This is a genomic window from Blastopirellula sp. J2-11, assembly GCF_024584705.1.
Classification (GTDB): Bacteria; Planctomycetota; Planctomycetia; order Pirellulales; family Pirellulaceae; genus Blastopirellula.
In genome coordinates this window covers 427,075-452,078 of sequence record NZ_CP097384.1, presented here as the reverse complement: position 1 = coordinate 452,078, position 25,004 = coordinate 427,075, and the positions used below count along the sequence as shown (strand labels likewise).

General features: G+C 55.3%; 22 protein-coding genes. 8 read left to right on the top strand and 14 right to left on the bottom strand.

Features of this window, described 5'->3' with window-relative positions:
• Positions 1 to 125: 125 nt before the first annotated feature.
• The 4 genes from M4951_RS01885 to M4951_RS01870 all read right to left on the bottom strand — a co-directional run bounded on the left by M4951_RS01885 (position 126) and on the right by M4951_RS01870 (position 4,428).
• Positions 126 to 1,589 (bottom strand): RimK family protein, encoded by a 1,464-nt coding sequence (locus tag M4951_RS01885; protein WP_262024790.1) that lies wholly within the window; start codon positions 1,587 to 1,589, stop codon positions 126 to 128.
• A gap of 113 nt (positions 1,590 to 1,702) precedes the next feature.
• A complete protein-coding gene (locus M4951_RS01880; RefSeq protein ID WP_262024789.1) occupies positions 1,703 to 2,446 on the bottom strand; it encodes a C39 family peptidase in 744 nt (247 codons plus the stop codon).
• 204 nt (positions 2,447 to 2,650) lie between these two features.
• Entirely contained in the window at positions 2,651 to 3,910 is a 1,260-nt protein-coding gene (locus M4951_RS01875; protein ID WP_262024788.1) for a purple acid phosphatase family protein, read from the bottom strand.
• A gap of 92 nt (positions 3,911 to 4,002) precedes the next feature.
• A complete protein-coding gene (locus M4951_RS01870) occupies positions 4,003 to 4,428 on the bottom strand; it encodes a hypothetical protein (RefSeq protein ID WP_262024787.1) in 426 nt (141 codons plus the stop codon).
• A gap of 232 nt (positions 4,429 to 4,660) precedes the next feature.
• Between M4951_RS01870 and M4951_RS01865 the strand changes: the two genes are divergently transcribed.
• Together M4951_RS01865 and M4951_RS01860 are read left to right on the top strand one after the other, a co-directional pair.
• Entirely contained in the window at positions 4,661 to 5,344 is a 684-nt protein-coding gene (locus tag M4951_RS01865) for a response regulator transcription factor (protein WP_262024786.1), read from the top strand.
• Between the two features lie 7 nt (positions 5,345 to 5,351).
• Entirely contained in the window at positions 5,352 to 6,794 is a 1,443-nt protein-coding gene (locus M4951_RS01860; RefSeq protein ID WP_262024785.1) for a HAMP domain-containing histidine kinase, read from the top strand.
• A gap of 8 nt (positions 6,795 to 6,802) precedes the next feature.
• Here M4951_RS01860 and M4951_RS01855 read toward each other — a convergent pair whose 3' ends face one another.
• The 4 genes from M4951_RS01855 to M4951_RS01840 form a co-directional block, all read right to left on the bottom strand.
• Positions 6,803 to 7,765: an aldo/keto reductase gene (locus M4951_RS01855; protein ID WP_262024784.1), complete on the bottom strand. Its 963-nt coding sequence runs from the start codon at positions 7,763 to 7,765 to the stop codon at positions 6,803 to 6,805.
• 112 nt (positions 7,766 to 7,877) lie between these two features.
• Positions 7,878 to 8,261 (bottom strand): hypothetical protein, encoded by a 384-nt coding sequence (locus tag M4951_RS01850; RefSeq protein ID WP_262024783.1) that lies wholly within the window; start codon positions 8,259 to 8,261, stop codon positions 7,878 to 7,880.
• 196 nt (positions 8,262 to 8,457) lie between these two features.
• The gene (locus M4951_RS01845) at positions 8,458 to 8,817 is read right to left on the bottom strand and encodes a 4a-hydroxytetrahydrobiopterin dehydratase (protein ID WP_262024782.1); all 360 of its coding nucleotides are present in this window, start codon (positions 8,815 to 8,817) and stop codon (positions 8,458 to 8,460) included.
• Positions 8,818 to 8,855: 38 nt separating this feature from the next.
• Positions 8,856 to 10,526, bottom strand: a complete 1,671-nt coding sequence (locus M4951_RS01840) for a tetratricopeptide repeat protein (protein ID WP_262024781.1) — start codon at positions 10,524 to 10,526, stop codon at positions 8,856 to 8,858.
• 152 nt (positions 10,527 to 10,678) lie between these two features.
• Here M4951_RS01840 and M4951_RS01835 point away from each other — a divergent pair, with 152 nt between their 5' ends.
• The 6 genes from M4951_RS01835 (at position 10,679) to M4951_RS01810 (ending at position 18,772) form a co-directional block, all read left to right on the top strand.
• Positions 10,679 to 11,962: a PQQ-binding-like beta-propeller repeat protein gene (locus tag M4951_RS01835; RefSeq protein ID WP_262024780.1), complete on the top strand. Its 1,284-nt coding sequence runs from the start codon at positions 10,679 to 10,681 to the stop codon at positions 11,960 to 11,962.
• A 328-nt stretch (positions 11,963 to 12,290) separates the two neighbouring features.
• Positions 12,291 to 13,520 carry a PQQ-binding-like beta-propeller repeat protein gene (locus M4951_RS01830; RefSeq protein WP_262026979.1) on the top strand — a complete coding sequence of 410 codons (1,230 nt, stop codon included), beginning with the start codon at positions 12,291 to 12,293 and terminating at the stop codon, positions 13,518 to 13,520.
• A gap of 29 nt (positions 13,521 to 13,549) precedes the next feature.
• Entirely contained in the window at positions 13,550 to 14,050 is a 501-nt protein-coding gene (locus tag M4951_RS01825) for a DinB family protein (RefSeq protein WP_262024779.1), read from the top strand.
• A gap of 404 nt (positions 14,051 to 14,454) precedes the next feature.
• Positions 14,455 to 15,363, top strand: a complete 909-nt coding sequence (locus M4951_RS01820; protein WP_262024778.1) for a DUF1559 domain-containing protein — start codon at positions 14,455 to 14,457, stop codon at positions 15,361 to 15,363.
• A gap of 50 nt (positions 15,364 to 15,413) precedes the next feature.
• A complete protein-coding gene (locus M4951_RS01815; protein ID WP_262024777.1) occupies positions 15,414 to 15,836 on the top strand; it encodes a hypothetical protein in 423 nt (140 codons plus the stop codon).
• Positions 15,837 to 16,234: 398 nt separating this feature from the next.
• Complete coding sequence (locus tag M4951_RS01810) at positions 16,235 to 18,772, top strand: PAS domain-containing hybrid sensor histidine kinase/response regulator (RefSeq protein ID WP_262024776.1); 2,538 nt, start codon at positions 16,235 to 16,237, stop codon at positions 18,770 to 18,772.
• Here M4951_RS01810 and M4951_RS01805 read toward each other — a convergent pair.
• The 6 genes from M4951_RS01805 to M4951_RS01780 form a co-directional block, all read right to left on the bottom strand.
• The gene (locus tag M4951_RS01805) at positions 18,769 to 19,572 is read right to left on the bottom strand and encodes an SAM-dependent methyltransferase (protein ID WP_262024775.1); all 804 of its coding nucleotides are present in this window, start codon (positions 19,570 to 19,572) and stop codon (positions 18,769 to 18,771) included. The genes M4951_RS01810 and M4951_RS01805 overlap by 4 nt on opposite strands.
• Positions 19,573 to 19,599: 27 nt before the next feature.
• Positions 19,600 to 20,175: a hypothetical protein gene (locus M4951_RS01800; RefSeq protein WP_262024774.1), complete on the bottom strand. Its 576-nt coding sequence runs from the start codon at positions 20,173 to 20,175 to the stop codon at positions 19,600 to 19,602.
• A gap of 78 nt (positions 20,176 to 20,253) precedes the next feature.
• Positions 20,254 to 21,426, bottom strand: a complete 1,173-nt coding sequence (gene larC / locus M4951_RS01795; protein WP_262024773.1) for a nickel pincer cofactor biosynthesis protein LarC — start codon at positions 21,424 to 21,426, stop codon at positions 20,254 to 20,256.
• 93 nt (positions 21,427 to 21,519) lie between these two features.
• Positions 21,520 to 21,951 (bottom strand): hypothetical protein, encoded by a 432-nt coding sequence (locus tag M4951_RS01790; protein ID WP_262024772.1) that lies wholly within the window; start codon positions 21,949 to 21,951, stop codon positions 21,520 to 21,522.
• Positions 21,952 to 21,953: 2 nt separating this feature from the next.
• The gene (locus M4951_RS01785; protein ID WP_262024771.1) at positions 21,954 to 22,595 is read right to left on the bottom strand and encodes a hypothetical protein; all 642 of its coding nucleotides are present in this window, start codon (positions 22,593 to 22,595) and stop codon (positions 21,954 to 21,956) included.
• A 62-nt stretch (positions 22,596 to 22,657) separates the two neighbouring features.
• Positions 22,658 to 24,940 carry an efflux RND transporter permease subunit gene (locus M4951_RS01780; protein ID WP_262024770.1) on the bottom strand — a complete coding sequence of 761 codons (2,283 nt, stop codon included), beginning with the start codon at positions 24,938 to 24,940 and terminating at the stop codon, positions 22,658 to 22,660.
• Positions 24,941 to 25,004 lie beyond the last annotated feature (64 nt).

Genomic DNA, 25,004 nt, shown 5'->3' with positions numbered 1-25,004 from the left:
CCGAAATGGAAAAAACTTGGGGGCCACTGCTTGGCTGTCTAGCAGCGGGATGCGAAATGGGAATCGATACGTATAGAAAGCTTGTCAGGCCAAGGCCTGACCTACGATTGATTGGTGTTTTATGTTTACGACAAACCTGCTTTGCGCTGTTCGATCCGCCGCAGAAAGACGCTGATGATGCGCCGATAGAGTTCGTCTTTCAGGATCGCGTCTTCATAGCCGGCGTCGAGGTTGGGGTTATCGTTCACTTCGATCACGCTGAAATGGCCATTCGACTCTTTCACGTCAACGCCGTACAAACCGTCACCGATCAGGTTGGCCGCTTTCAGCGCCACCTGCACCGCTTTGCGCGGCGCCAGCTCGATCGGGATCGTTTCCGACTTGCCGTAGCGGGTCTTACCTTCCTTCTGCTGGATGATCTGCCAGTGACCGGTCGCCATGAAATACTTGGCGGCGTAGATCGGCTGACGATCGATGATTCCGATGCGCCAGTCAAACGTCGTCGGCAGAAACTCTTGGGCGATGATCAAGTCGGAATGTTCGAAGAACTCTTTCAGCTTTGCTCCCAGCTCCGCTTCGTTTTTTACCTTCACCACGCCGCGTGAGAAGGCGCTGTCCGGCTCTTTCAGCACGCAGGGAAAGCCCAGCTGCGGCGCGATCTGATCGGCCGTTTCGGCCTGCACAACCAACGTTTTTGGCGTCGCGACTTTGTGACGCGCCAAGATCTCGGCCAAGAACACCTTATTGGTGCAGCGCACGATCGACTGCGGATCGTCGATCACGACCAGGCCTTCGCCGGCGGCGCGGCGCGAGAAGCGATAGGTGTGGTGATTGACCTGGGTCGTTTCGCGGATGAAGAGCGCGTCAAATTCGCCGATGCTGCCATAGTCGTCGCGGGTGATCATTTCGGCGTGAATGCCTTGCGCTTCGGCCGCTTTGATAAACTTGGCGAGCGCTTTTTCGTTCGACGGCTTGTCAGCGTCGTCCGGGTTGTGCAGGATCGCCATATCAAAGCGAGCGCGGGCCCGCTTTTTGACGCTGCCGCCGCGACCGGCGAAGTGATGCTGCGCCGCTTCCAGCACAAAGTCCCAATGCGGATCAGGCACGTCGTTGGTGGAGATCGCGTTGATCGACTTCAACTGCCAGCCGTTTTTGTCGCGAGCAAAACTGGCCCGGAGCAGCGGAGTTTGAAACTGGTTAAAGAGGTGCGTGCAAAGTCGATCATAGCGGTGAGCCATGTTCCGCCCAAAGTAGACGCTCAACTCAAACTTTTCGGACTTGATCGGCGCCAGCGATTTCTCGATCAGCTTTTCCAGGTCGGAAGAGGCCAGGCGCACGATCGCGTGCGTCTTCAAATCTTGGACGGCGGTGACGCTGGGCAACGGCTTGTGCCCTCGCGCTTCGGCCAGCAGCGAGACGTAGTATCCGATCGTCTGATATTTGTACGATCGACAAAGATTAAAAACTTTGACGCCGCGCAACTCGCTGAATTTGGAATCGGTCAGATAGTCGTTGGCGGCGACGACTTGCACATTTTCAATTTCGGCAGGCCAGTCATCTGGCGTGTTAGTGACAATCAGAACGGACATCGCGAAATAGCACTCCCTTGCCGCGATTTCGCCGCGGAGCGCGACAGCGCATCGGAGCGCTGCAAACAGAGATGGAATATCGGTGGTAACGGGGCGGTTGCTGTACGAGTTGGTCAGCAGGGTTCGATCACCAAAAGATTGGCGTCATACGTCAAGACGCCGAGCATGATTGCACAAAGTAACCGATCGATTTTCACATCGTAGTGATGTTCCTCTCCCAGCGGATTGGGCAGATAGGGATCAGCCACGCTGACTGTTCCGGCCTCTTTATCATAGCCATGCAAGACGACGAAGTGCCCCACGGCGTAGCCGCGTACGTCGTCCGGTTTGCAGTCGTCGCCGAATTCGCGGGGAGTGCCATACAAGTAAGTAGCGCTCAGCCCGGTCAAAATCGGCAAATCGCGTTTCAAGAACCGGCGCACCAAGGAGGCTTTTAAATCCTCCATCGCAATCACGCCGCCTAGCTCCAGAAACTGGATATAGGCGCGGCTGGCGGTATGGAGCTTCGGATCGGCTTTCACCAACAACTGGGCATGCAGTCGCTCGATGAGCCGCCGCTTATGAAACGCGGCGAGTTCCTCTTCCGACTCCAGCGGTTCGGTCGGAGGATAGAACCAGGACGGGTCAAACACCGTCAGATTGTAAGTGTAGATCGTCGCTTTGTACCCCTTGCGCAGCGCATGGCAGCCGAGCAAAACTGCCAGCGTTCCCCCCTCCTCTAGCTTCGGCGTCTCGCGGATGACTTGCGCCAGCGGCAGCTCGTCATCAAAGTAGCGAAAGACCGCATGCAGGCAGGTGGGTCCGCAGGTTGTTTCGTCGGGCTGAGGGAGAATATCGAGATGGAGCGATTTTGCCATATGCGCGAATTTTTACCGCGAAGCGCTCCGGCGGGAAGTCCACTTCCCCCCGCTACGGCAAAAAAATATTCGAACGCTAGCTGCGCCGAGACGGTCGTCGGTCGATCTGCGGCCGTTCTCAGCCAATAAGCGTGCAGCGTAGCGGGGAACTCGTGCATTACGGTCTGCCCCGGCTCGACCGAAAAAGTCTGCTGCGGCGAACCATTATCCTCGTTTTGACGCTCGTTTGCTGACCGTGGTCACCACGTCCGCAATCTTGCCGGTATCTTCCATCGCCACATGGAAGCGGCGATCCCCTTCGAGCCGGTGGACTGTCACGTGGTACGCTTGGCTGACTTTCGCCAAATAGGGACGTTCTTCGGGTCGCTTGGGTGCTCGCAATTGGCCCCAAGAACCATCTCCCAGATAATGGACGCCATTCGCATCGATGCGGCCATCGGTCAGCGGATGGGTTCGTTTGAACGTATGGTCATGATGCTCCAGCACGACGTCGACTTTATGTTTCTCGAACAGCGGACACCAAAGCTTGCGTTGCTCTTCGCCAATTCCCAGCTTCTCATCTTTGCCTTCCGGATTGCGGTAGGAAGGATAGCAGGGGACATGGTTGACCCCAAACAAGTGTGGAATCTCAGCACGTGCGGTGAGCGTCTTCTCAAGCCAATCGGTCTGCTCTCCTTGAATATCGGCGATGTGTCCAGTATCGAGCATCACTAAACTTAAATAATCGCCGAAATCGAGCGTCCCATAAGTCACGTCTTGATAAAACGCATCGAAGACCGAAAGGTAGCTACCCGCTTGATCGCGACGCGCGCCAAAGTGCCCCTGGACTTCGTGGTTGCCGATGCAACTAACCATCGGGATCAGACGACCTGCCGAGTCGACCATTGTGCTGCTGTAGTTTTGCAGGAACTTTAGAAACGTCTTTGGCGAAGCGCCGTTGTCGTACGCTAGGTCGCCGCCGATCAGCACGAAATAAGGATCCTGATTCGCCGCGACTCGATTCGAGTTGACGGCATGCCTGCCGGTGCCGGCGTCCCCGCCCGAGACGAAACAGAACTCCTTGGTCGCTTTGGCCGGCATCGTTCGAAAGCGATACCGTTGTTTCGCATCACCGACCAAAAACTTGTATTCGCTTCCCGGCGTCAGTCCTACCAGTTCGCATCGCAGCACATAGCGGTCGGTATCTGGAAACGGCTTTGCGATGACCGGCGCCGTTCTCCACATTCCGTCTTTCAACGGTGCGTAAGCAATCTGGGTTGCGTCGTCCGACTTGCCGATCCATTGAATGACCATCGTTGTCGTCGGGTCTTGTCGCCAAGTAAGAAAGAGCGAATCATGCGGCGCTATCGGAGCGCCCCCTTCCGGCGAAGCAGAATCGTCCGCCTGCAAGCCGCCTCCTAACGCGACAGCAGAAATTCCTCCCAGCGATGATTGCAAGAAACGACGACGATCGACAAACGACATAGGAAATCCTGGCAGGCGAAGGAGGGAATGGGGGGGAACGGGAATTGTCTAGTTTGTTTGAATCAGAACAGAAAGTCAAAGCCTGGCAATTCTCAACGACAACTCGGCGTTTGTTGTCTCTGCGGCGACCAATCGAAAGGGATCAACGTCTCATGCATCCACTGGCCATTCAAACGGTCTCGCTGCTGCTCCAGCGCTTCCTCCCAATTCTGCGAGAATTGAATGCGCTGCCAGCCGAGCGAAACGCAATGCAGCGCCAAATCACCGCGACTTTCCAGGCCAGGCAACCGCGGCGTCTTCGTCACAATCGTCAACTGCAAACCACGATACTTTCGACGAATCGCTTCGGAAAGAGGCCACGAAAAATGCTCCTCCAAGGCCACCACGATTGCAATCCGCAGATACGAATCGGGCTGATCCCACTCGCGCCACTGGCGCTCGAACTCGGTCAGCGAGCGATAGCGTTGCGGTTCGGCTATCGCCGCATGCTCGCAGATCGGTAAGGGTAATTGCATCATTTCATCTCCGCTGAAATAGAAGGCTGTCACTGACTGATTGGATCGTATCCTTCGCACGTATGGCCAGCCTGAAGCGAATCTAAAATATTCTTCATGTTCGTCGCCGGGGTGATGCAGATCTCCAAACATGAAGCCGATTTTATCTTTCCGCATCGGTCCTTATTCGCTTCCTACGGTAAAATGAAGGAAGACGATTCGCCTAACCCTGATTTCAAAACCCGACGCTTATCGCATGAGCAGCCGTATCTTGATTATCGAAGATGAACCGCGCATCGTCGATTTTCTGCTGCGCGGATTGACCGAAGAAGGATATCAAGTCGAATCGGCCGCCGATGGCGCGTTGGGACGCATCGCGCTGCAAAATCAATCATGGGATCTGGTCCTGCTCGACTGGTGGCTGCCCGGCGAAGATGGCGTCGATTTGCTGCGACGTTTCCGCCAACAGAATCGCACGACGCCGGTTCTCTTCCTGACTGCTCGCGACGCCGTCGAGCAGCGCGTTGAAGGTCTGGACGCCGGCGCCGACGACTATTTGTGCAAGCCGTTTTCATTTGATGAACTGCTGGCTCGCGTGCGGGCCTTGCTGCGTCGGCCCGATCAAAAATCGAGCCTAAGGCTGGAAGTCTTCGGCATTCAAGCCGATTTGTCGAGTCAGCAAGCGACCCGTGACGGCCAACCGTTGAATCTGACCGCGAAAGAGTTTTCACTCCTCTGTCTGTTTCTCAAACATCCAGGATCCGTACTAACGCGCACGCGGATCTTTGAGACCGTTTGGGGCGATCACTTCGACGGTTTATCGAATACGATCGAAGTGCATGTCAAAGAACTCCGTCGCAAATTAGAGGCGATCGGTCCACGCGTCATTCAAACTCGCCGCAATCGCGGTTACATTTTGCAACCCGAACAAGACTCCTGAGTTTCATATGCGGCTGGTCAATCGAATCTCCATTTTTTTCCTCGCGGCGCTAGCGATCTGTTTGATCGGCTATTCGGCGACGATGTACGTATTGATTCGTCATCACCTGTATCACGAGTTCGACGATCACCTCCGCAACTCGCTGCATGTCCTCTCCGCCGCAATTGAAGTGGAGAGCGACGCGGTGAAATGGCAACCCTCCGAACACACGATTCATCTTGGCGATGATCAAGATGAAGTCCGCTGGTTGATTGTCGAAGAACCAAGCGGCGTCGTGGATGCGTCTGGAAACTTGAATCTTCAATCGGACGCCGATCACCAACTCTTGAAAATCGGCTCGCGAATCCAGTCGCATTCCGGCGACTTGTCCAGGTTCGGACATTGGAGAATTTTACAGTCAAGATTGGTCGCGCCCGCCCCCAAGCCCACGCTTGAACTTGATTCCGATGAATATCCGCACGTGATCGTGACTGTCGCTCACGACTCTTACCGCTTGGACGCCGACTTGTGGCGATTGGCGCTGTTAGCATGCGGACTACCGACGATTCTCTGGATCTTCGCCGCAGTCGTAGGTCGCGCCTATTGTCGCCGAGCGCTCCGCCCGGTGACCGAAATGGCGAATCAAACGCGATTGATTACTGGTTTTCAGTCAGACGCGCGGTTGCCGGTGTCGCGTCCCGCAGACGAGTTGGCGTCGTTGGCGGCGGCGTTTAACGACTTGCTCGATCGACTGCAAAAGTCGTATCACCAACAACAGCGATTTACGAGTGACGCAGCGCATCAATTGCGTACTCCGCTGACTGTTCTGCTGGGGCAAATCGATGTCGCGATGCGTCGCCCACGTAGCGAAGCCGAATATCGAGACCTGTTGCAAACGCTGCGCGAGCAAACCGATGAACTTCAGAAAATGGTCAGCTCGCTCCTCTTCATCGCCAGAGCGGAAGGGGACGCCCAACTACCTGATCGCGAAACCCTGGTGCTGACGACATGGCTCCAGAGCGTGCGTAAACGCTGGGATCATCACCCGCGCAGCGCCGATATTTCATTCATTCTCTCCCACGACGCGACGTTGACAACTTCCGTCTCCCTCTTGTCGCAAGCGATTGACAACCTGCTGCAAAACGCCGTGAAATACAGTCCGCCAGGCTCGCCGATCACCCTCTCGACGCACGCGATTTCCGCTCAACAATTGGAGATCACGGTCAGTGACGCCGGCGTCGGAATTTCGCCCGAAGAGTTGGAGTCGATCTTCGATCCCTTCTTTCGTTCGTCGTCCGCGCGACGCAACGGCACAACCGGCGTCGGATTGGGACTGACGATTGTCAGCCGCATCGCCGGCGTGCTTGGCGGAAACATCGTCTGCGACAGTCAACCAGGAAACGGGAGCCGTTTTACCTTGCGACTGCCGTGCGAATCGACTTCAGTAAATTGCGTTGCAGCGCCAAGTTGACGCAGCCATCACGGTCGTTTCTCCGCCGACGCCTGATCGAGCGACTGCATGTCGACATTCTCCAATTTCAAGGTGATCGCAGCGGTCATCGCGTCGAGATGGCTGGCCTTGGTGGCGCTGGCGATCGGAGCGGCGACCGTCGGTTTCGCCAACAGCCAGGCGAGCGCAACCGCCGCCATGGAGACATCGTGTTTGTTTGCGATATCTTCCAGCGTTTTTAACACGCTTGGCGAATTCGGGTTGTCGAGATACTTTTCGACCCGGCCGCCGCGCAGGCTTTGCCTTAGGTCGTCGCTGCTGCGATACTTGCCCGAAAGAAAGCCGCTGGCCAGCGAGAAATAGGTGATCGCGGCTAACGTCCATTTTTCGCAGAGCGGCGCGTATTCGGTCTCAAACTTCTGGCGCGCCAGCAGATGATATTCGGGCTGAATCACATGGTACGCAGCCCAATTATGCTGTGCGCTGGCCGCGAGTGACGCTTCGATCCGTTCTGCCGAAAGATTCGACGCACCGAGCCAACGGACTTTGCCTGCCTGAACCAACTTATCCAATGCTTCCATCGTTTCTTCGACCGGCGTTCGCAGATCATCAAAATGAGAGAAGTAAAGATCGATGCGATCGGTTTGCAAACGGCGGAGAGAATCTTCCACGCCGACGGCGATATGAGCAGAGGTCAAATCATGATGCCCCTGCCCCAGGTCATGCCCGACTTTGGTGATGAGCGTGATCTGATCGCGATTGCCGCGGGCCTTCATCCACTTGCCCAAGATCGTTTCCGATTCGCCCCCCTGATTGCCCGGCGCCCAGCGGGAATAGACGTTGGCCGTATCGAGCGTCGAAAACCCGCGTTCTAGCAACTGGTCAAGCATCGCTAGCGACGCCGCTTCGTCCAGCGTCCAGCCAAATACATTACCGCCAAACACGATCGGCGGAATTTGTAGATCCGTTTTTCCCAATGGGCGCAACAGCATATCTTGGCTCCTTCGATTGCGTTCACATCATCGTCCCCCACGAAATCTACGAAGTTGCATCGTGAAGACAACCCCTACGCGATTGGCGACATGTTAGACGTTTTACAAAACGTTAAATTGCGCCCCCGCGCAGATTGGCGTCGCGAATCGCATCGAGCGCCGGCATCACTGCAAAATGCGAAAAATAGATCGTCAGGGCAATCGGCAAGACGATCGTCAGCCCTAATGTCACGACGGTCAGAAACACTTTCGTTAAAACGCCCAACTTGGGACTAATCACCACCAACGGCAAGGCCATCGGGCCCAACGTCAACAGCAGCACAATCAACAGCGCCGGGCTGCGGATGGTGTATTCAAACGCATGTTGGAAACCGCTGGTTGATGGTGGTGGAACGTATTGCTGCTGCGGCGGCAACAGTTCTCCGCTGTGCGCCGCCGTGGGTACACGACGCGCAGGAGACGGAACGAGATCGTCCGAGTAACTTGCGTGATCCACGATCCACCTGAGGAATAAGAACGGAAGCGAGGGAAATGCGGTCTCTATTCAATGACGAATATCGAAGAAAGCGAAGCTCTTCAATAAAAAAAGGAACGGCATTGCCGTTCCTTGGGCCTCGGCGGCGCCGAGTCGCGAAGACTCGATACGTCGAGGGAAGCTTACGTTATTTTCGTCCGTCAGGTCGGATGAATAATTACTTTAAATCGATCGGCACTTCGTCAATTTTGGCCGCTAAAATGAAATCATTCTCGCTCAATCCGCCGATTGCATGCGTCCAAAGTTCGATCCAGACGTTGCGATATCCTTCGATATGCAAATCGGGATGGTGGCCGTCCGCTTCGGCGATTTCGGCGACTTGATTGAAGAACTTCATGCCGGCCATAAAGTTTTTTGCCGTCCAGTTTTTGCGAATCCGTTGGCCATCGTTGCTCAACTGCCAACCGTTGAGTTGGGCGAGTTGACTATTGGCTTCGCTCAGCGAACAAGGCTCCACACCCCCTTCGCACGGTTTACACTTCTTTTGAACCAGTTGATTCGATTCTAAGATTTCCATCACATGCCTCCTTCCGACACTTGCTTCGAGTTTCGTGGTTACTCGCCCGCTTGCTTGTCGGCCTTTGGCTCGGCCGCTTCTTCTTTGTTATCCTTGACGGCAGGCTTCTCTTTTTCAACGCTCTTCTCTTCCGTCTCCTGCTTTTCACGCCATGGCTTTTTCTGCTCGTAGCTGGCCAACTCTTCTTTCAGGTGCCCGATGATATCTTCATCGGTTCCCTTGTCGACCGCTTTTTGCGCCCACTTCTTCGCTTCGTCAAAATCGCCGACTTCCGCATGCGCGGCGGCCAACGTGCTGAGGATATGCGGAGCTTCGTACTTGGTCACTTCACAGGCTTGCTTCGCCAACTCCAGCGAGCGCTGCCCATTCCGTAGATCATCTTGCGGCGAAGTCGCCAAGACCCAGGCCAAGTTGTTCAAAATATGATCGTCTTTTGGTTGCAGCTTGAGCGCTTGCTCGTAACCTTCGATCGCCGCTTTCTGCTCACCGATCGACAACTGGGCGTTGCTGCGGCCGCTCAGCGCCTGCCAACTATCGGGCGACTTTTTCAACACCGTGTCGAAAATCTGAATCGCTTTGCGGGGCTGGCCATCCGAGTTGTAGATCATTCCGATCTGAATCAGGATCGATTCGTTTTGCGGATCTCGCTGGAGCAAATTTTCCAAATCTTTGATCGCCTGACCAAACTTTCCTTGCTGCGTCAAAACAACGCTGCGAAGGATGATGGCATCCGGCAGGTTCGCTTCGATGCTCAAGATCCGATCGAGATCTTGCTCGGCGTCGGCAGGGCGATCCAGGTCGATGTAAAGCCGGGCCCGCATCATCAAAGCCGGAACCGAACGGGGAATGAACGCGAGGACCTGATCCAAGTCTTGAATAGCGCCTTCCGAATCTTCGGACAGCACCTTCAGGCGAGCTCGCAGTAAATAGCCGACCGGCGAACCAGGATGCTCGGCGACCGTTTTGTCGAGCAGCGCGATCGCTTCGTCAAATTTCTTCATGCCGGCCAGCGTATCAGCGTAGGCTTGCAACACTGCGACGTCGTTCGGATTCTTTTCCATTACCTGCTTCAAGTCGGCCGAAGCTTTCTCGAAATCCTCTTGCTGCATGTACAACACGCCGCGCAGCTTGAGCGCGTCGACGTTGTCCGGATCGGTTTTGACCGCTTTGGTCAGCTTTTCGATCTGCAGCGCCGGATCCTCTTCTAACGTGGCCGACATCATGATCGCTTTGGAAAGCTGCTGATCGTCTTCGGTCAAATTTTCGATCGCTGCCTCCAGCGCCTTTTTCGCTTCGGCTTTGTCGCCGTCAGGCAGCATTAGCAGACGCGATTTCAGCAATTGCATTTCCCCCAATGTCGGATCGACTTTCAGCGCTCGATTGGCGTCGGCCAGCGCTTTGTCGCGCAGCTCTTTCCATTGGGCGACCGGCGGCTGTCGCTCAAAGATTCCTGCGGCGATCGTCTGGGCGCGTTGATACAGCACCGACGTCAGCAGTTGCTTGGCGAACGCTTGGTCATCGTCCGTCAAGCCTTTTTCCAAAGCGGACTCGCTGAGGGTGATCACTTTTTCCAAGTCATCCACCGATTCGGCCGACAGCTTGAGATCGACCGCTTTGTCGAGATCGGCTTGACCTTCGGCTTGGGCCCACAGCGGCGCGGCGATCAAAAGCACCAGCAGCAGCGTGATCCAGCGAGTTTGCGAAAACATCAGCGGAACTCCTCTCCATACAGAATGCAGGCATACAAACGCTCTATCCTGCGCATTATGCCCGAGTTGGGCGATCAAAGCCACGCGGATTTCTTCACATTCGAATTCGCGATACGATGATCGCATTCCTTTCCGACTCCGAGAAACGCCCTATGAGACATTATTTTCTCTTTCTCGCTTTCGTTTTGCCGGTCACTTGGGCATGTTCGCCGCCGCCGCCAGTGCAAGAAATCCGCCATACCGGCGAGTTGCGAAGTCAGGCGCCGCCGATCTCCGTTTCGGCCGCCGATTGGCCCTGGTGGCGGGGACTAACCCGCGACGATCATGCCGTTGGACTGACTCCGCCGACGGATATCAACGAACAATCGATCCTCTGGCAGGCCGAAATCCCCGGCCTTGGCCATTCGACGCCGATCTTATTGGGGGAGAAACTCTATCTGACCACGGCGGACGAATCGGCGCAAACTCAATCGCTGCTCGCGTTTGACGCGGTGACCGGCGACAAGCTTTGGGCGATTCCGGTGCATGAAGGGAAATTCATGAATAAGCACCAGAAAAATTCCCATGCTTCGGCGACTCCGGCGACCGACGGAACCAATATCTACACTTTGTTCATGGTCAATGAGGGAATCTGGGCGACCTCCGTTTCGCAGGAAGGAAAAATATTGTGGCAAAAGCAGGCCGGGCCCTTCCGTAGTCAGCACGGCTTTGGAAGTTCGCCGCTGATCTATGAGTCGCTATTGATCGTTCAGGCCGACTGCGAAGGTTCGGGCTTTGTTGCGGCGCTCGATCGCGGCACCGGCGAAATCGTCTGGCGAACTTCGCGCCCCAACGGCAACAGCTATGGTTCGCCGACCATCGCTACCATTGCGGGACGTCCCCAGTTAATCCTGTGTGGACAAGATCGTCTCGACAGCTATGATCCGAACACCGGGGAACCGATTTGGTACTTTGCTGGCCTCTCAGAAACGACCGCCAATACGCCGCAAGTGGTCGGCGACACGGTCTACGCCAGCGGCGGGTATCCGGATCACTTTGTCATCGCGATCCGCGCAGATGGCTCGGGCCAACTCGACCAGTCCGATGTGATCTGGCAAGCGCGAAAGAAAGTTTACGTGCCGTCTCTTTTGGTCGATCGCGATTGCGTCTATGCGTTTGGTGATGACGGGGTCGCCGTCTGTTACGACGCGGAAACCGGCGACGAACATTGGAAGAAGCGTCTAGGAGGAGACTTCAGCGCTTCTCCGACATTGATCGGGGATCTGATTTACGTTCCCAATGAAGCAGGAGAAATGTTCGTTTTGAAAACGGGCCCCCAATTTGAGCAAGTTTCGTCCGGCAAGCTAACCGGCGCCGGGTTCGCCAGTCCGGTCATCGTCGACGGTCGAATCTATTGGCGAACCTCGGACCATCTCTATTGTCTCGCGCAGCAATAATCCTCTTCCTCGGCGAAATCGACCAACTTTGTTACGAGCCGGAACGTCGACAGCGTCGCGTCACAAATAGAGAGCTGACTTCAACACGCGTGCGATTTGCTCCTGACGCTTTTTTCGAGGAGGATGGCGGAAGATCTAGGCGCCGGATCCCGCGTAGAAAGTCATACCAATTTCTTCTCCTTCACATTCCCGATACGATGACGGGGGGTATCTTGTCGACTGGGAGTAACGCTTGATGAAACCTTTTCTTCGCTTCCTCTTTTCCTTGCTTGTCTTGTCTGTAAGTTTTGCATGCTCTCCGACACCTCCACGGCAGCCCGTGCTCGATATGCGAGTTCCGCCGGTCGAGGAGATTCGCCGCAACGCCGAGTACGTGAGTCAGGCTTCGTCAATCTCGGTTTCCGCAGCTGATTGGCCGTGGTGGCAGGGAATCACGCACAATAATCATGCGTCCGGGCCAACTCCCCCGACCGAAATCAAGGAACAAGCGGTCCTCTGGAAAACCGAAATTCCCGGCCGCGGGCATTCGACGCCGATTTTGTGGGGGGGAAAACTTTATTTGACGACGGCGGACGAGACGGCGTCAACGCAATCGTTGCTCGCATTCGACGCCAACACCGGTGAGAACCTCTGGTCGACTCAGGTGCATGAAGGCGATTTCATGCGGATGAACCCGATCAATTCTCAAGCGTCCCCCAGCCCGGCGACTGACGGAACCAATATCTTTACGGTGTTCATGATCAACGATGGGATCTGGGTGAGCGCCATTTCTCCGGAAGGGAAGATCTTGTGGCAACAAGAGGCAGGTCCATTTCGCAGTCAGGATGGATATGGCGCCTCACCGCTGATTTTCGAGTCACTGCTGATCGTGCAAGCCGACTGCGAAGGACCAGGCTTTCTCGCGGCGCTTGATCGAGCCACGGGAGAAATTATCTGGCGAACGGCGCGTCCTGACGAGTACAGCCATGGGACGCCTACGATCGCAGAAATTGCCGGAAAGCCTCAATTGATTCTGGGCGGCCAGAATCGCATCACCGGATATGACCCGCAAAGCGGTGAGCTTCTTTGGAGCTATCAGGGACTTTCGAGAACGACCGTGAATACGCCCCAGGTTCTCGGTGACGTGGTCTACGCCAGCGGCGGAAATCCGGAACACTTGATTATCGCCCTGCGAGTCGACGGCGAGGGAGAACTGGACCCGTCACATTTGATTTGGGAGGCCCAAAAGAAAGTTTATGTCCCCACGCTGATGGTCGACAGCGACTATGTCTATGCGTTTGGGGATGACGGAGTCGCCGTTTGTTACAATGCGGCAACAGGAGACGAGCATTGGAAAAAGCGTCTAGGCGGCGATTTTTTCGCGTCGCCAACGTTGATCGGCGATCTGATTTACATTCCCAATGAAGCAGGGGAATTGTTCATCCTAAAAGCGGGCCCAGAGTTTGAATTAGTCTCTTCTGGCAAACTCTCGGGCGCCGGTTTCGCTAGTCCGGTGATCGTCGATGGCCGGATCTATTGGCGAACTTCGACGCATCTTTATTGTCTCGCGCAGCAGTAATCCTTCACCCTGTTAGGAATCCGATGCCGATGTCGCGTATCTTCATTGACCAGGCGATTCGCTGGCTTCAGTATGAGCAAGACGCTCATGCCAAGACGTTGGCTTCGCTGAGAGCGGTTCCTGCCGAAAAGCAGGAAGAGCCGGAGTTTAAAAAAGCGATTCGCATCATGGCTCACTTGGCGGTAGCGCGTCACAAATGGATGGTCCGCTTCGGGCGAGCGCTCGACTTGCACACCACCTTTTTTCCGGACGACTGGACGCTGGAAACCTTGTCCGCCGAGCTGGCCGCTTCGCATCAACTATGGGAAAGCTATCTGGGGAGCTTGGAAGAGGACGCCGAATTGGAAGGATACTTTGAATACGTCAGCAGCGACGCCGGTCCTTGCCGCAGCATGATCGGCGACAGCGTCACGCAGCTCTTCGGCCACAGTTGGTATCACCGCGGCCAGGTCGCAATGCTGGTCAAAATGGTGGGAGGCGAGCCGGCGGCGACAGACTTTGTCTATTGGTCGCGTGAGATTATTGCGTAAAGGGATATAGACGCTCCCAGCAAGTTCTCCGCCAAGCGTCTCCTTTTGCGCGATCAATGCGCCGTGCTTGCCGGATCAAACTTTTCCATCCCCTTTTCTTACCGGTCCGAAGCAGCAGTCGCCGCAATGAATTGGCGCTCGATCTTCTGATCCACCGGGCAATTTCGGCCAGCAGCATGGCCGCGAACAGCCCCCTCTTCGTGCTTGCATTACGTGAATTCTTTGATAGAATCCCACTAACGTTCATGAGATTCAGTATCAAATTGACCTGTTTGGATCGCTTTTACGCTCTTTTTGTGTGTCGCGACCTCCCTACTTGGAATGGGCTCTGGATATTGTGCGAGCTCACCTCTCGTTGACGCCCGCCTCGACTTTCATCCCTCGAATCCTAAGGCAGCCATCCTGTGAAAACTTATCGCTCCGTTCCTCGAAGTGGTTTTACCTTGGTCGAATTGTTAGTGGTCATCGCGATTATCGGTGCGTTGATCGGCTTGTTATTGCCAGCGGTGCAACAAGCGCGCGAAGCGGCGCGGCGGATGCAATGCTCCAATAATCTAAAACAGATCGGTCTGGGACTGCATACCTACCTGGACAGTCACCAACGCTTTCCTCCGAGCCGGGTTCGCTGGGGAACTTCGCCAGATCGCATTACGCATGGATGGTGCATTCTGCTCGCCCCATTTCTCGAACTTGGCAATATCCAAGATCAGTATGACTTTGACGTTTCCTTTTTTGACACGGTCAATGAACCGATCAGTCAAATCGAGATCGAGGTCTTTGCATGTCCCTCAGATCCAAGCGGCTCGCAGCTGATCGAGAATGACCAATGGAGCGCGACAACAAAGAGCATGTCAGGCGACTACACGGTGCTAGCCGGCTATTGGGACAATGTGCAAGTCACTCCGGAGACCGCCAACGGCATGCTGCATGATGCAAACGGCAAACCCCGTGACGTAACCGACGGATTGACCAATACGATTTGCGTCTCCGAGCTGGGAGGACGTCCCGATTTTTGGGCCGGCGGAAAGCAGCAAGAGACATTTACGAAAGAATATTTCAAAGAATGGGGAGTCTGGGCCGCCCCTCAGCGCATCTTCTATACCGGCTATTCGTATGACGGATTGATGTCGCCTGGGCCTTGCCCGTTGAACTGCGCCAATGGAGAAGGAATTTACTCGTTTCATCCTGGAGGAGCCGAAGTGTTGATGGGAGACGGTTCGGTGCAATTTCTGGCGGAAACCGTGCCGGTCGGCACCGTCTACAAGTTGATCGATCCCGCGGACGGAGAAGTCATCCCTTCGCCGTTTAACTAGCGGAATGAGCAGCTTTCAGTACCTTCGGAAAAAAAGGTTACTTCGAGATTATGAACAAACGAGAATTTGCTTGGCTCCTTGCGGCAATCTGCGTCGCTTGCTCCGCCTGTTCGTCGAAACCCGCCTGGCAAGAGACGCCGGTTTATCCAACTTCGGGCAGCGTGAGCGTGAAAGGAAAGTCGGCGTACGGCGCGGTGGTTATCTTTCATCCTCAAGGGGATGTCGGCATGACGAAAGGAAACAAACCCTACGCCAAAGTAGCGGAAGACGGGTCGTTTGAAGTCACCACCTACGTCAGCGGCGACGGAGCTCCTGCCGGCGAATATGTCATCACAATTATTTGGCCCAAAAACCCCAACGCCCGTGGCCCCAGTCCCGATCGTTTGCGCGGCCGCTATGCGATTGTCGAAAAATCGGAGCTCAAAGCATCCATCCAAGCCGGCGACAACCTTTTGCCGCAATGGGATCTGTAATGGCTGCTGACGATATCGACCTCTCCGCCCAATATTCTTTGCGGCTTTACTGCTTCTGACCGCACACATTGCGTCGCCCGCGAAATCCGACCTGGGTAGCGTCATAAATTTTTGGCCGTACCGGGTCGAGTAACTCGGCGATTTCTCCGATTCGGCGGAAAATCACAATGCTTGGCGCATGACTCTCCTGGGCGGCGAATAGGCCAGGCGAAGCGAATTTTCCAATTGTCCGGCCGTGGAAATGGTGCTACCTGAAACAAGCGAACCCAACGCTATTATCTTGAGAACCGGAGCCCTGGATTTCCGACGGATTTCAACGTAGTGCGCAGAATGGCGACGTAAGATTTTGGACTCGGCCATCTCCATTGGAGTTCTACGTACCTCTGCACGCACTGCGTATGTCATTGTCGACTCGAGTCATCTTGCTGACGATTTGCACGATCCTGGGATTCGCTCCTTGCGTTCAATTCCTGTCGGCAGAAACAGTACCGCCCACTTGCTGCGCCGGTCCTGAATGCGATACGTCGAACGCCGCTGCGACGGCAGGCGCGCGTGAATTTCATGCCGACACTTTCGCGGGCTTCTTCAGCAAACTGTTTGATACCAGCGATTACCCGGCACGTTGGTTCTGCGGCAGTTGGACGCTGGAGACCGGCTGGCTGCATGTCATTTCAGACGCCGCGATTTTCGGCGCCTATTTCGCGATTCCGATCGTGCTGCTGTTCTTTCTACGGCAACGGCCAGATCTTCCGTTTCCGAAAATTATCTGGCTCTTCGCGGCGTTCATCATGGCCTGCGGTTTCGGGCACCTGGTGGAAGCCGGCATTTTCTGGTGGCCGGTCTATCGGTTCTCGGGTTTGATCAAAGCAGTGACGGCAGCCGTTTCATGGGCGACGGTCCTGGTATTGATTCGGCTGATGCCAGAACTCTTGAAGCTGCCGTCGATGGCGATGTTAGGGCAAAAATTGCAAACGGCCAACGAACGACTCGACTGCGCCCTGGAAGCCGGCAGCATCGGCGTGTGGCATTGGCACAACGAAAAGGAGCAGTTCGAGGCCGATGACCGTGCGATGCAAATGCATGGAATCCAAGCGGCTGATGGCGTCATTACCCTTGCTTCCTTCATAGATTTGCTGCACAAAGACGATCGCGAAGAGCTGCGATCGGCGACCGCATGCTGCGTGAGCCAGGGAAAAAATTACTCGGTCAACTACCGAATCCCGCTGAAGAACGGAACGGTTCGCTATATCCAGTCGCATGGCAAGCTCCTTACCAGCGACGACGGAAAAACGCGAAAACTGGTCGGTGTCTGCATCGATCAAACTGAACTGAACGAATACCACACCGCCGTGAAAAAGCTTTCGTTGGTCGCCAGCAGTACGCGTCACTCGGTCGTGATCACCAATCAGGCCGGTGAGATCGAATGGGTAAATAACGCATTCACCCAGTTGACAGGCTACAGCGCTGAAGAAGTGATCGGGCGAAAACCGGGAGTCTTGCTGCAAGGCCCAGAGACCAATCAGGAAACGATTGAAAAAGTCCGACGAGCGTTACAGAAACAAGAGCAAGTTTCAGTCGAACTGCTGAACTACGCCAAAGATGGAGATCCCTATTGGATCGCACTCGAGATTGAACCTGTTTTTGATCCAGAGGGTCGTCTCAGCAATTACATCGCGACGCAAATTGACATTACCGATCAAGTTCGACGCACCGAAGAACTGATCGAAGCGATGGAGAGAGCGGAATCGGCCAATCACGCCAAAAGCCAGTTTCTGGCCAACATGAGCCACGAAATCCGCACCCCGCTGAACGGAATCATGGGCTTCACCGATCTTCTGTTGTACGACGCCGAGTCGACCGAAGCGGATCGTCGCGAATATCTCGAAACGGTTCGCAGCAGCGGAGATCATTTATTGGCGTTGATCAACGAAATTCTCGATCTCTCGAAAATCGAATCGGGTCAACTGCTGATCGAAAAAGCGCCTTGTTCTCCGCAACAGATCCTGACCGATGTCATTTCGGTACTGCGACCAAAATTTGAAGAGAAGAAGCTCCAAATCCGTCGTCATTGGGATTCGGACATCCCGCTGCAAGTGTTGACCGATGCGCCGCGACTAAAGCAATTGCTGTTGAACATCGTGGGCAATGCGATCAAGTTCACCCAAACAGGCGAAGTGCGGATCGTGTCGCGGCTAGAAGCGGAAGCTTCGCGCAGTCGACTGATCTTTGATGTGATCGACACCGGCATCGGAATTCCTCAAGACAAGCTGGGGATGATCTTCCAGCCGTTTTCCCAAGCCGACTCGTCGGTTACGCGACGCTTTGGCGGCACCGGATTGGGATTGACGATCAGCAGAAATCTCGCTGAATTGCTGGGCGGATCGCTGCACGCCGAAAGCGTGGAAGGCCTGGGAAGCAAGTTCACGATTACGATCGACGCAGGCAACCTGACCGATCAATCAGACCCGAAGCCGGCTCCGCGAGAAGATGTGCCAGCGGCCATCATCCAAGAAACCAGGCTCCCCTCGCTGTTGGGAGTTCAAGCGCTTGTTGTGGATGACGGCGACGCTAATCGTCGCTTTATCTCCGTTGTTCTGGAACGTGCCGGCGCCAATATCAAGATTGCCGAAAATGGTGAAGAAGCGGTGGAATCAATGGCGGAACACGCGTCCGACATCGTCTTGCTTGATATGCAAATGCCGGTCATGGATGGGTATGCCGCCGCTGACTTGATTCGCCTGCAAGGCTTTACCGGCCCGATCATCGCCGTGACGGCGCACGCGATGCAAGGAGATCGAGAAAAATGTCTCGCGGCAGGCTGCTCTGGCTATCTCTCGAAACCTTTAAGCCGCGAAGAATTGCTGAATACGATCGCCTATGCGTTTCACGAACAACGTCTCCGCGACGCCGAGTCGCCGCTCGACCCGATATTTTAGCGATTCGTCGCTCGTCTTGACTGGTCACTGACCGCATGTTTGGCGCCGTCAAAAATCAAACAGCCGCTGGCATGATCAATCTGATCACCGCACTGCCCTGACTGGATCGCTGCTAGCGAAGCGTGACGCATCTCTTCAGGCATCTCCTCCCAAGGAGTCGCCGCTAGAAACGCCGCCAGATCTTCTCCCTGCTGCGTCAATTCGCCCTGCTGCACATACAATTCTGCCGGAACGACGCCGTGGTAGATGTCGTAGTCATGCTCAAATCCCTCGTCACGAGCCCATGCCGATAGTAGGTCGCTTGTCAGGTTGATCCCAGCTGAACGACTAAACGCCGAGATCCGGCTGGCTGGACAATCGGCGGTCGGCAGACAAATCAGCAGTTTCCCGGCCGGTTTGCGACATGCCAGCGCCTTGAGCAGCGCCGCTCGATCAAACTCGAAAGCAAACCATGAGAAGAGAGAAAGCACCACATCGTAAGGTTGCTGCGGCTGGAAAGCTTCAAACGATTGCTGATGCGTTTCAAGCAACAAATCCTCGACGCCGGCAGCAGCCGCATTCTGTAAAAACGTGTCGAAATAGATCTTGGACGGTTCGACCACGCCGATGCGCCGCCGGGTCTGCCGGGCGATCCGGACTTCGACTTCACCCGTTCCGCTGCCGAGCGAAAGGAGGGTCGTCGCGTCTTCCAAGATGCCGCTGTCGATCAGGTAGGCGTACAGGGTATTGACGCGATCGAGCCCGGCGATGATCTTCGCATAAGCGTCGGGAAACCTTTGGAAGTACTCCGAATACTCCATGTCGCATCTCCTGCTTGAATCGCGGGCTTAGCCGCGCATGCTGAGCACCATTTCGACCGCGATCGGATCCATCTCCATCACTGCGGCGATCTCTTCGACCGACTTACCTTCGTCCGAGAGCGCGTACAACTCATTTTTCTTCTTGGCGTCGCACAATGTCTCGGTCACCACGCCGAAGTCCGGCGCCGCATCGGCGTCAAATTGGGCCGCGACCTCCAGCGCTTGTTGCAACGGATCGATCGCTCGGCTCTTCACATCGATTCCCTTTTGTTGGGCGGCGTCCAATAACGCTTGCAGGCGTTTCGCATCTTGCTGAGCCAGCGTCATCGCTTGTTGCAAATAGTGGATCTTCGTGTTTAGTTCGGCCTGAAACTGCCGCGTGATGGTCAGCATCTCCGACTGCCAGCGCTGCAAGTCGTTGGGGCCCCCGCTCATGGTGAAAGGGCGATCGACCGCGTGAGACACATGCACCAGCGGAGCGTTCGACGTTTCTTTTTTCGATTTGCGTTGCCGCGTCCAAACGCGGCGGAGCATGACCCAGGTCAAGAGCACCAGTCCGCCGAAGAAGGCGAGGTACGGCAGATGTTCGCGAATCCAGTCCATTGGAAGATCGCCTATGCGCAGAAAAAACGGCGAGAAGGGAAAAGTCTCGCCGTATCTTACGTTGATTCTCCGCTTGGCTCAAAGCGTATTTGGGTCGAATGCGGCCTGGGCGGCGTCATAAATTTCTCGCAGCGGCTTGTCGTGCTGCGTCGCCAACGCGCGACACGCCTCATATTCGGGCGAAAAACTAGCAGGCCCCCCTTCAATCCAAGCCAATTTTCCGGCGACCAGGCCAAACGCCGTCTCGACCGCATGCTCGCGGCGAACCAGTTTGTGGCGACTGACCGGAAATCGTCGCACCCCCAATGTGCCGGTCTCGCGAAAGAGAATTCGCTCCATCTTCGCCAGATCGGCGGCGTCACACAACACGGTCAGCTGCACGCCGGGGCGATTTTTTTTCATCTGGATCGACGTGCTGTAAACGTCGAGCGCCCCCTTCTCCAGCAGCAAATTCGACGCGTGGCCGATCACCTCGCCAGAGATATCATCCAAATTTGTTTCGACCACCCAGACCTGATCGCTGTCGAGCGGATCAGCCGTTTCTCCGAGGATCAACCGCACGATGTTGGCCTGCGATTTCAGCTCCTTGGTTCCCGCGCCGTAGCCGATCCGATCGATCTGCATCGCCGGCAGCGGCCCAAACTGATCGACCACCGTCGCAACAATCGCCGCGCCGGTCGGCGTGGTCAGTTCAAACGGCACATCAGACTGGGCGAGCGGAATCCCTTTCAAAATCTCGGCCGTCGCCGGCGCCGGAACGCTGCAGCGACCATGCGCGATTTCGATATACCCAGTCCCGGTCGGCACCGGGGAGCAGACGATCCGATCGACTCCCAGATAGTCCCAACCGATCGCGGCGCCAACAATATCGGCGATCGAGTCAATCGCGCCGACCTCGTGAAAGTGAACCTTCTGCAAAGTCGAGCCGTGAACCTTCGCTTCGGCCTCGCCCACTTTCAAAAAGATCCGCTTCGCCAATTCCTTCTGTGCAGCCGACAACTGGCCGGCGTCGATCATCGCATCGATGTGATGCAAATGCCGATGCGCATGCTCCGGCTCATGCTCGACCGTCAGATGCAGCGCCCGAAAGCCATGCCGTTTGACTTCTTCAACGACTAGGCGAACGCCAGGCAAACCAAGCGAAGCGATCCCCTCTTGCAGTAGCTGCAGAGGAACGCCGGCATCAATCATAGCGGCCAAGGTCATGTCCCCAGCAATACCGCTGGGACAGTCGAGATAAGCGATTTTCATGGGGTGGAGAGCTTCTCGCGGAGAGAGTCAGTATCCCTCCAGAATAGAAGCGGGGCCGGACGAGGGCAACAGGATGGAACTGCAACTTAGCAATTAGAATTTGATCTCGGGTTCCGGATCTAATCCCACCACTGAATCCGAACTCAACGCTTTATCAATCACGTCGATCGCTTTGTCCCATTGCGTAACTACTCGCAGAACTTCTTCATAGACTTGCTGTAGCAATTTCCAGTCCTGTTGCTCCGCCTCATCTGTCGTACCGTCTTCGGCAGATACTCGAAACACCGGCTGTTCATTCCGTCGCAATTCGGCGAACAATACGTCAGGTTGCCCGTGACGTTCATCTCTAACTATCCGAATTGAAGTGGAATCGCCAAAACTGACTTCCGCAGCGAATTCTAAGGCGCGATAGCCTCCCCACGTTTCCTCATCCTCAACATAAATCTTGTTCCACTTGACGGCGTTACGCTTGGTCTTTTCCAACAGCGTTTGAAGCTGCTGACGAAATTTCTCGTCCAATTTCATCTTCATTCCCCGATATTGTCCAAATCGGATGTTTGATCCGTGTCGAAAAGCGTTCCCCGTTTGGCCAATCGTAATTGTACTTCTGTCAAAATCTTATTGGTATCCTTGCGGATCGTTGGAGTAAAAGTCAGAGTGCCCAATGCAATCCTTCGATGACTATGCTCCAACCCTTTGAGACTCGAAGCAATGGTTTCCCAAGAAGGATCGCTTGAAATAATCTGTGTTAGTGATCGCGAAAGCTCTGAAATCTGCAAAGCCACGACAAGATGCTCTTGTCGATCTACATAATTTGGTATCTCACGTGCGATGTGTTCCGCATCGGAAATGATCCGTTTTTGATACAGTTCACGTGCTACTTTAAATGCCTTTACTGCCGCTTTAGTCGCCGCCTTATTCGCTGTACGAGTAAGGTAGATTTGCCTAGCTGCAATCAAAAGGGAGCCAATCGTAACAACGGTTCCAACGGCGCCAAAAATTCCAAATCCATCTCTCCATGCGTTTGTTAAAAAACCAGAAGCATCACTCGAATTGTTCTCCACATCAGCGACTGGGGCAACTTGCTGCCCTTCAGCGATGACTCCAAGGCAAATCACGATCGCAAAGATCAGAGATTTGAGCAGTTGACTCAGGTAGTTATCGCACATGATGCAAATTCAAGGTGCAAAGGTAGTGCATCCAATACACCACCATTATAGCGGCCCAGCGACTAGTCCCGCAGAGGCATTTCATTTTCTTTCTCCCCAGTCGTCCACCGCAACAACAGCGGCAACAAGATCAAATTTCCAAACAGCCCCCCCAGCATCGTCAGGCTGACCAGCACGCCAAAGTAGACCGTGGGGATGAAGTTGCTAAAGCAGAGGACGCTAAAGCCCAGGATCAGCGCGATCGTGGCGAAGATCAGCGCCCGGCCGACGCTTTGCTGTACTTCGGTCAGGGCTGCGGAGACGCTTAAACCTTTGGCCAGCGCTCGCTGGAAGCCGATGATGTAGTGCAGCGAGGAGTCGACCGACAGGCCCAGCGACACGGCGGCGATCATCGCGGCGCCCATGTTGATCTTCACGCCAAACAATCCAATACATCCGGTCACCACCAACACCGGCAAGACGTTGGGAACCAAGGCCAGCAACGCATAACGAATGTCTCGCAGCGCCGCCAACATCATCAGCGAGATGCCGCCGATCGCCAGCAAGAAGGCGCGCCATTGATCGGCGATCAGGCTATCAATCAAAAACGTCAGCAGCACAAAAAAGCCGGTCACTTGCGGCTCTTGCTTTGATGACGCGTCGGCTGCCGCTTCTGCAGAATCTCCGGAAGCAGGCTCTGGATATTGGAACTCGCTGGCGATCTGCTCTACTTTGGCGATCAGTTCTTTTTTGTCGCTCGAGTCACGCCGTTCGTGCGACAGCAGCATGATACGAAACCAATACTGGCCTGGATGATTCGGGTCTTCGGCGTGCAGCGCCGCCAAGATGCCGGGCATTTCGGTTTGAAAGGTTCCCATCCCCATCTTGATCGCGCGGTTGCGGAGAAAGTCAAATCGCATCGCTTCCAGCGGCAACGGCGAACCGGCGATGATCGCATCGGCCAGGCTTAGCGTCTGCGTCAACTCGGGCGCCTCTTTGCGCAACCGCTGTTCGAGCGCATTTACTTGGCTGACGTAGGGCCAGTCGATCGTCTCGGGAGCCGGCAACATAATGTCCCAAACGCCGGCGCCGCCAAGATTGTCTTCGACATAGTCATAGGAGACGACGATCGGAGCCCCTTCGCGAAAGTTCTTGGTAAAGTCGCTTTCGACTTCCAAATTGATCGACCCAACAATCGCGGCGCCCAGCATAATGATCGAAAACATGGCGATCAAAACAGGATGACGCTCGACCCAGTGCATCGTCAGATCGAGCCCGCCGTCTAGTTTCCCTTCACCCCAGATACGTCCGGCGTCCCCACCAAAGTTGCCGATCAAGATGATGCCGGGGACCAACAAGCAAACGCTGACGATCACCATTAAAGCGCCGACCGCCATCATCACGCCAAAGTCATGGACCGGTCCCACCTTGGTGACCATCAAAGCGCTAAAGCCGACGGCGTCGGTCGCACAGGCCCAAAAGATTGGTGCGGCGAGCAACTTGCCGGTTTCGATCAGGGCCGGCTCCGCTTCGAGCCCCGCAGCGCGAAACTCGCGAAAGCGAATCAGCACGTGCGTCACCGTCGCAACGCCGATCACCGTGACAATCGCCGTCAGCATCGAACTGACCATACTTAATTGAAACCCGCTGACCGCCAGAGCAGCCTGGGTCAGCCAAAGCGTCAATTGCACGACGGCGATCGCGGCGATCACCCAGCGAATGCTGCGAAACGCAACCAAGATCACCAAGCCCAAGAGAAGCGAAGTCGCCCAGCCAAGACGCGCTCCGTCTTCTTCGACATAGCGAAACCCATCGACCACCATCACCGGTTCGCCGGTGATCATGCCGCCGGGCTGCATAGCGACGATCTGGCGAATTTGATCGATCACTTCGGTTCGTGTAACGCCGGCTTCCGATTCGGGGATCAAAATACAGACCAGCGCCGCGATGTCGCCAGCCGCATTGTGCGTCAGTCCGACAAAGGCGTCGCGCAACTTCAACGCACGATTGTTGTCAGAATTGACGATGTCGCGGCCGATTGGTCGATCAATCGAGAGAACATCGCGGACTCCTGCGAGCGCCGTAATCTCCTTACGCATCGCGATCAGCCGATCGATTCCGACCCCGTCTTCGTCAAACAGTTGCGGGTCAGGATAGACGGCCAAAATAACTTCGTTGCCGCCAAAGATGTCTTTCAGTTTCAAATAGGGGGCCAACAGCGGATCGCCGGGGGCGAACATGTTGTCAATCGAGCGATCAAAATGGAGAGACTGCCCGATGACCAGCGAAACCCCCAGCAGACAGACGCCCAGGATGAGCGTCGCGACACGAAACCGAACAAGTAATTCAATCAATCTAGAGAGCACTAGCGTTTCCGGGGTAGAAGGAACCTCCTCGTATTGTAAGCCGCTGGCGGCGTCTGTTGCGAGT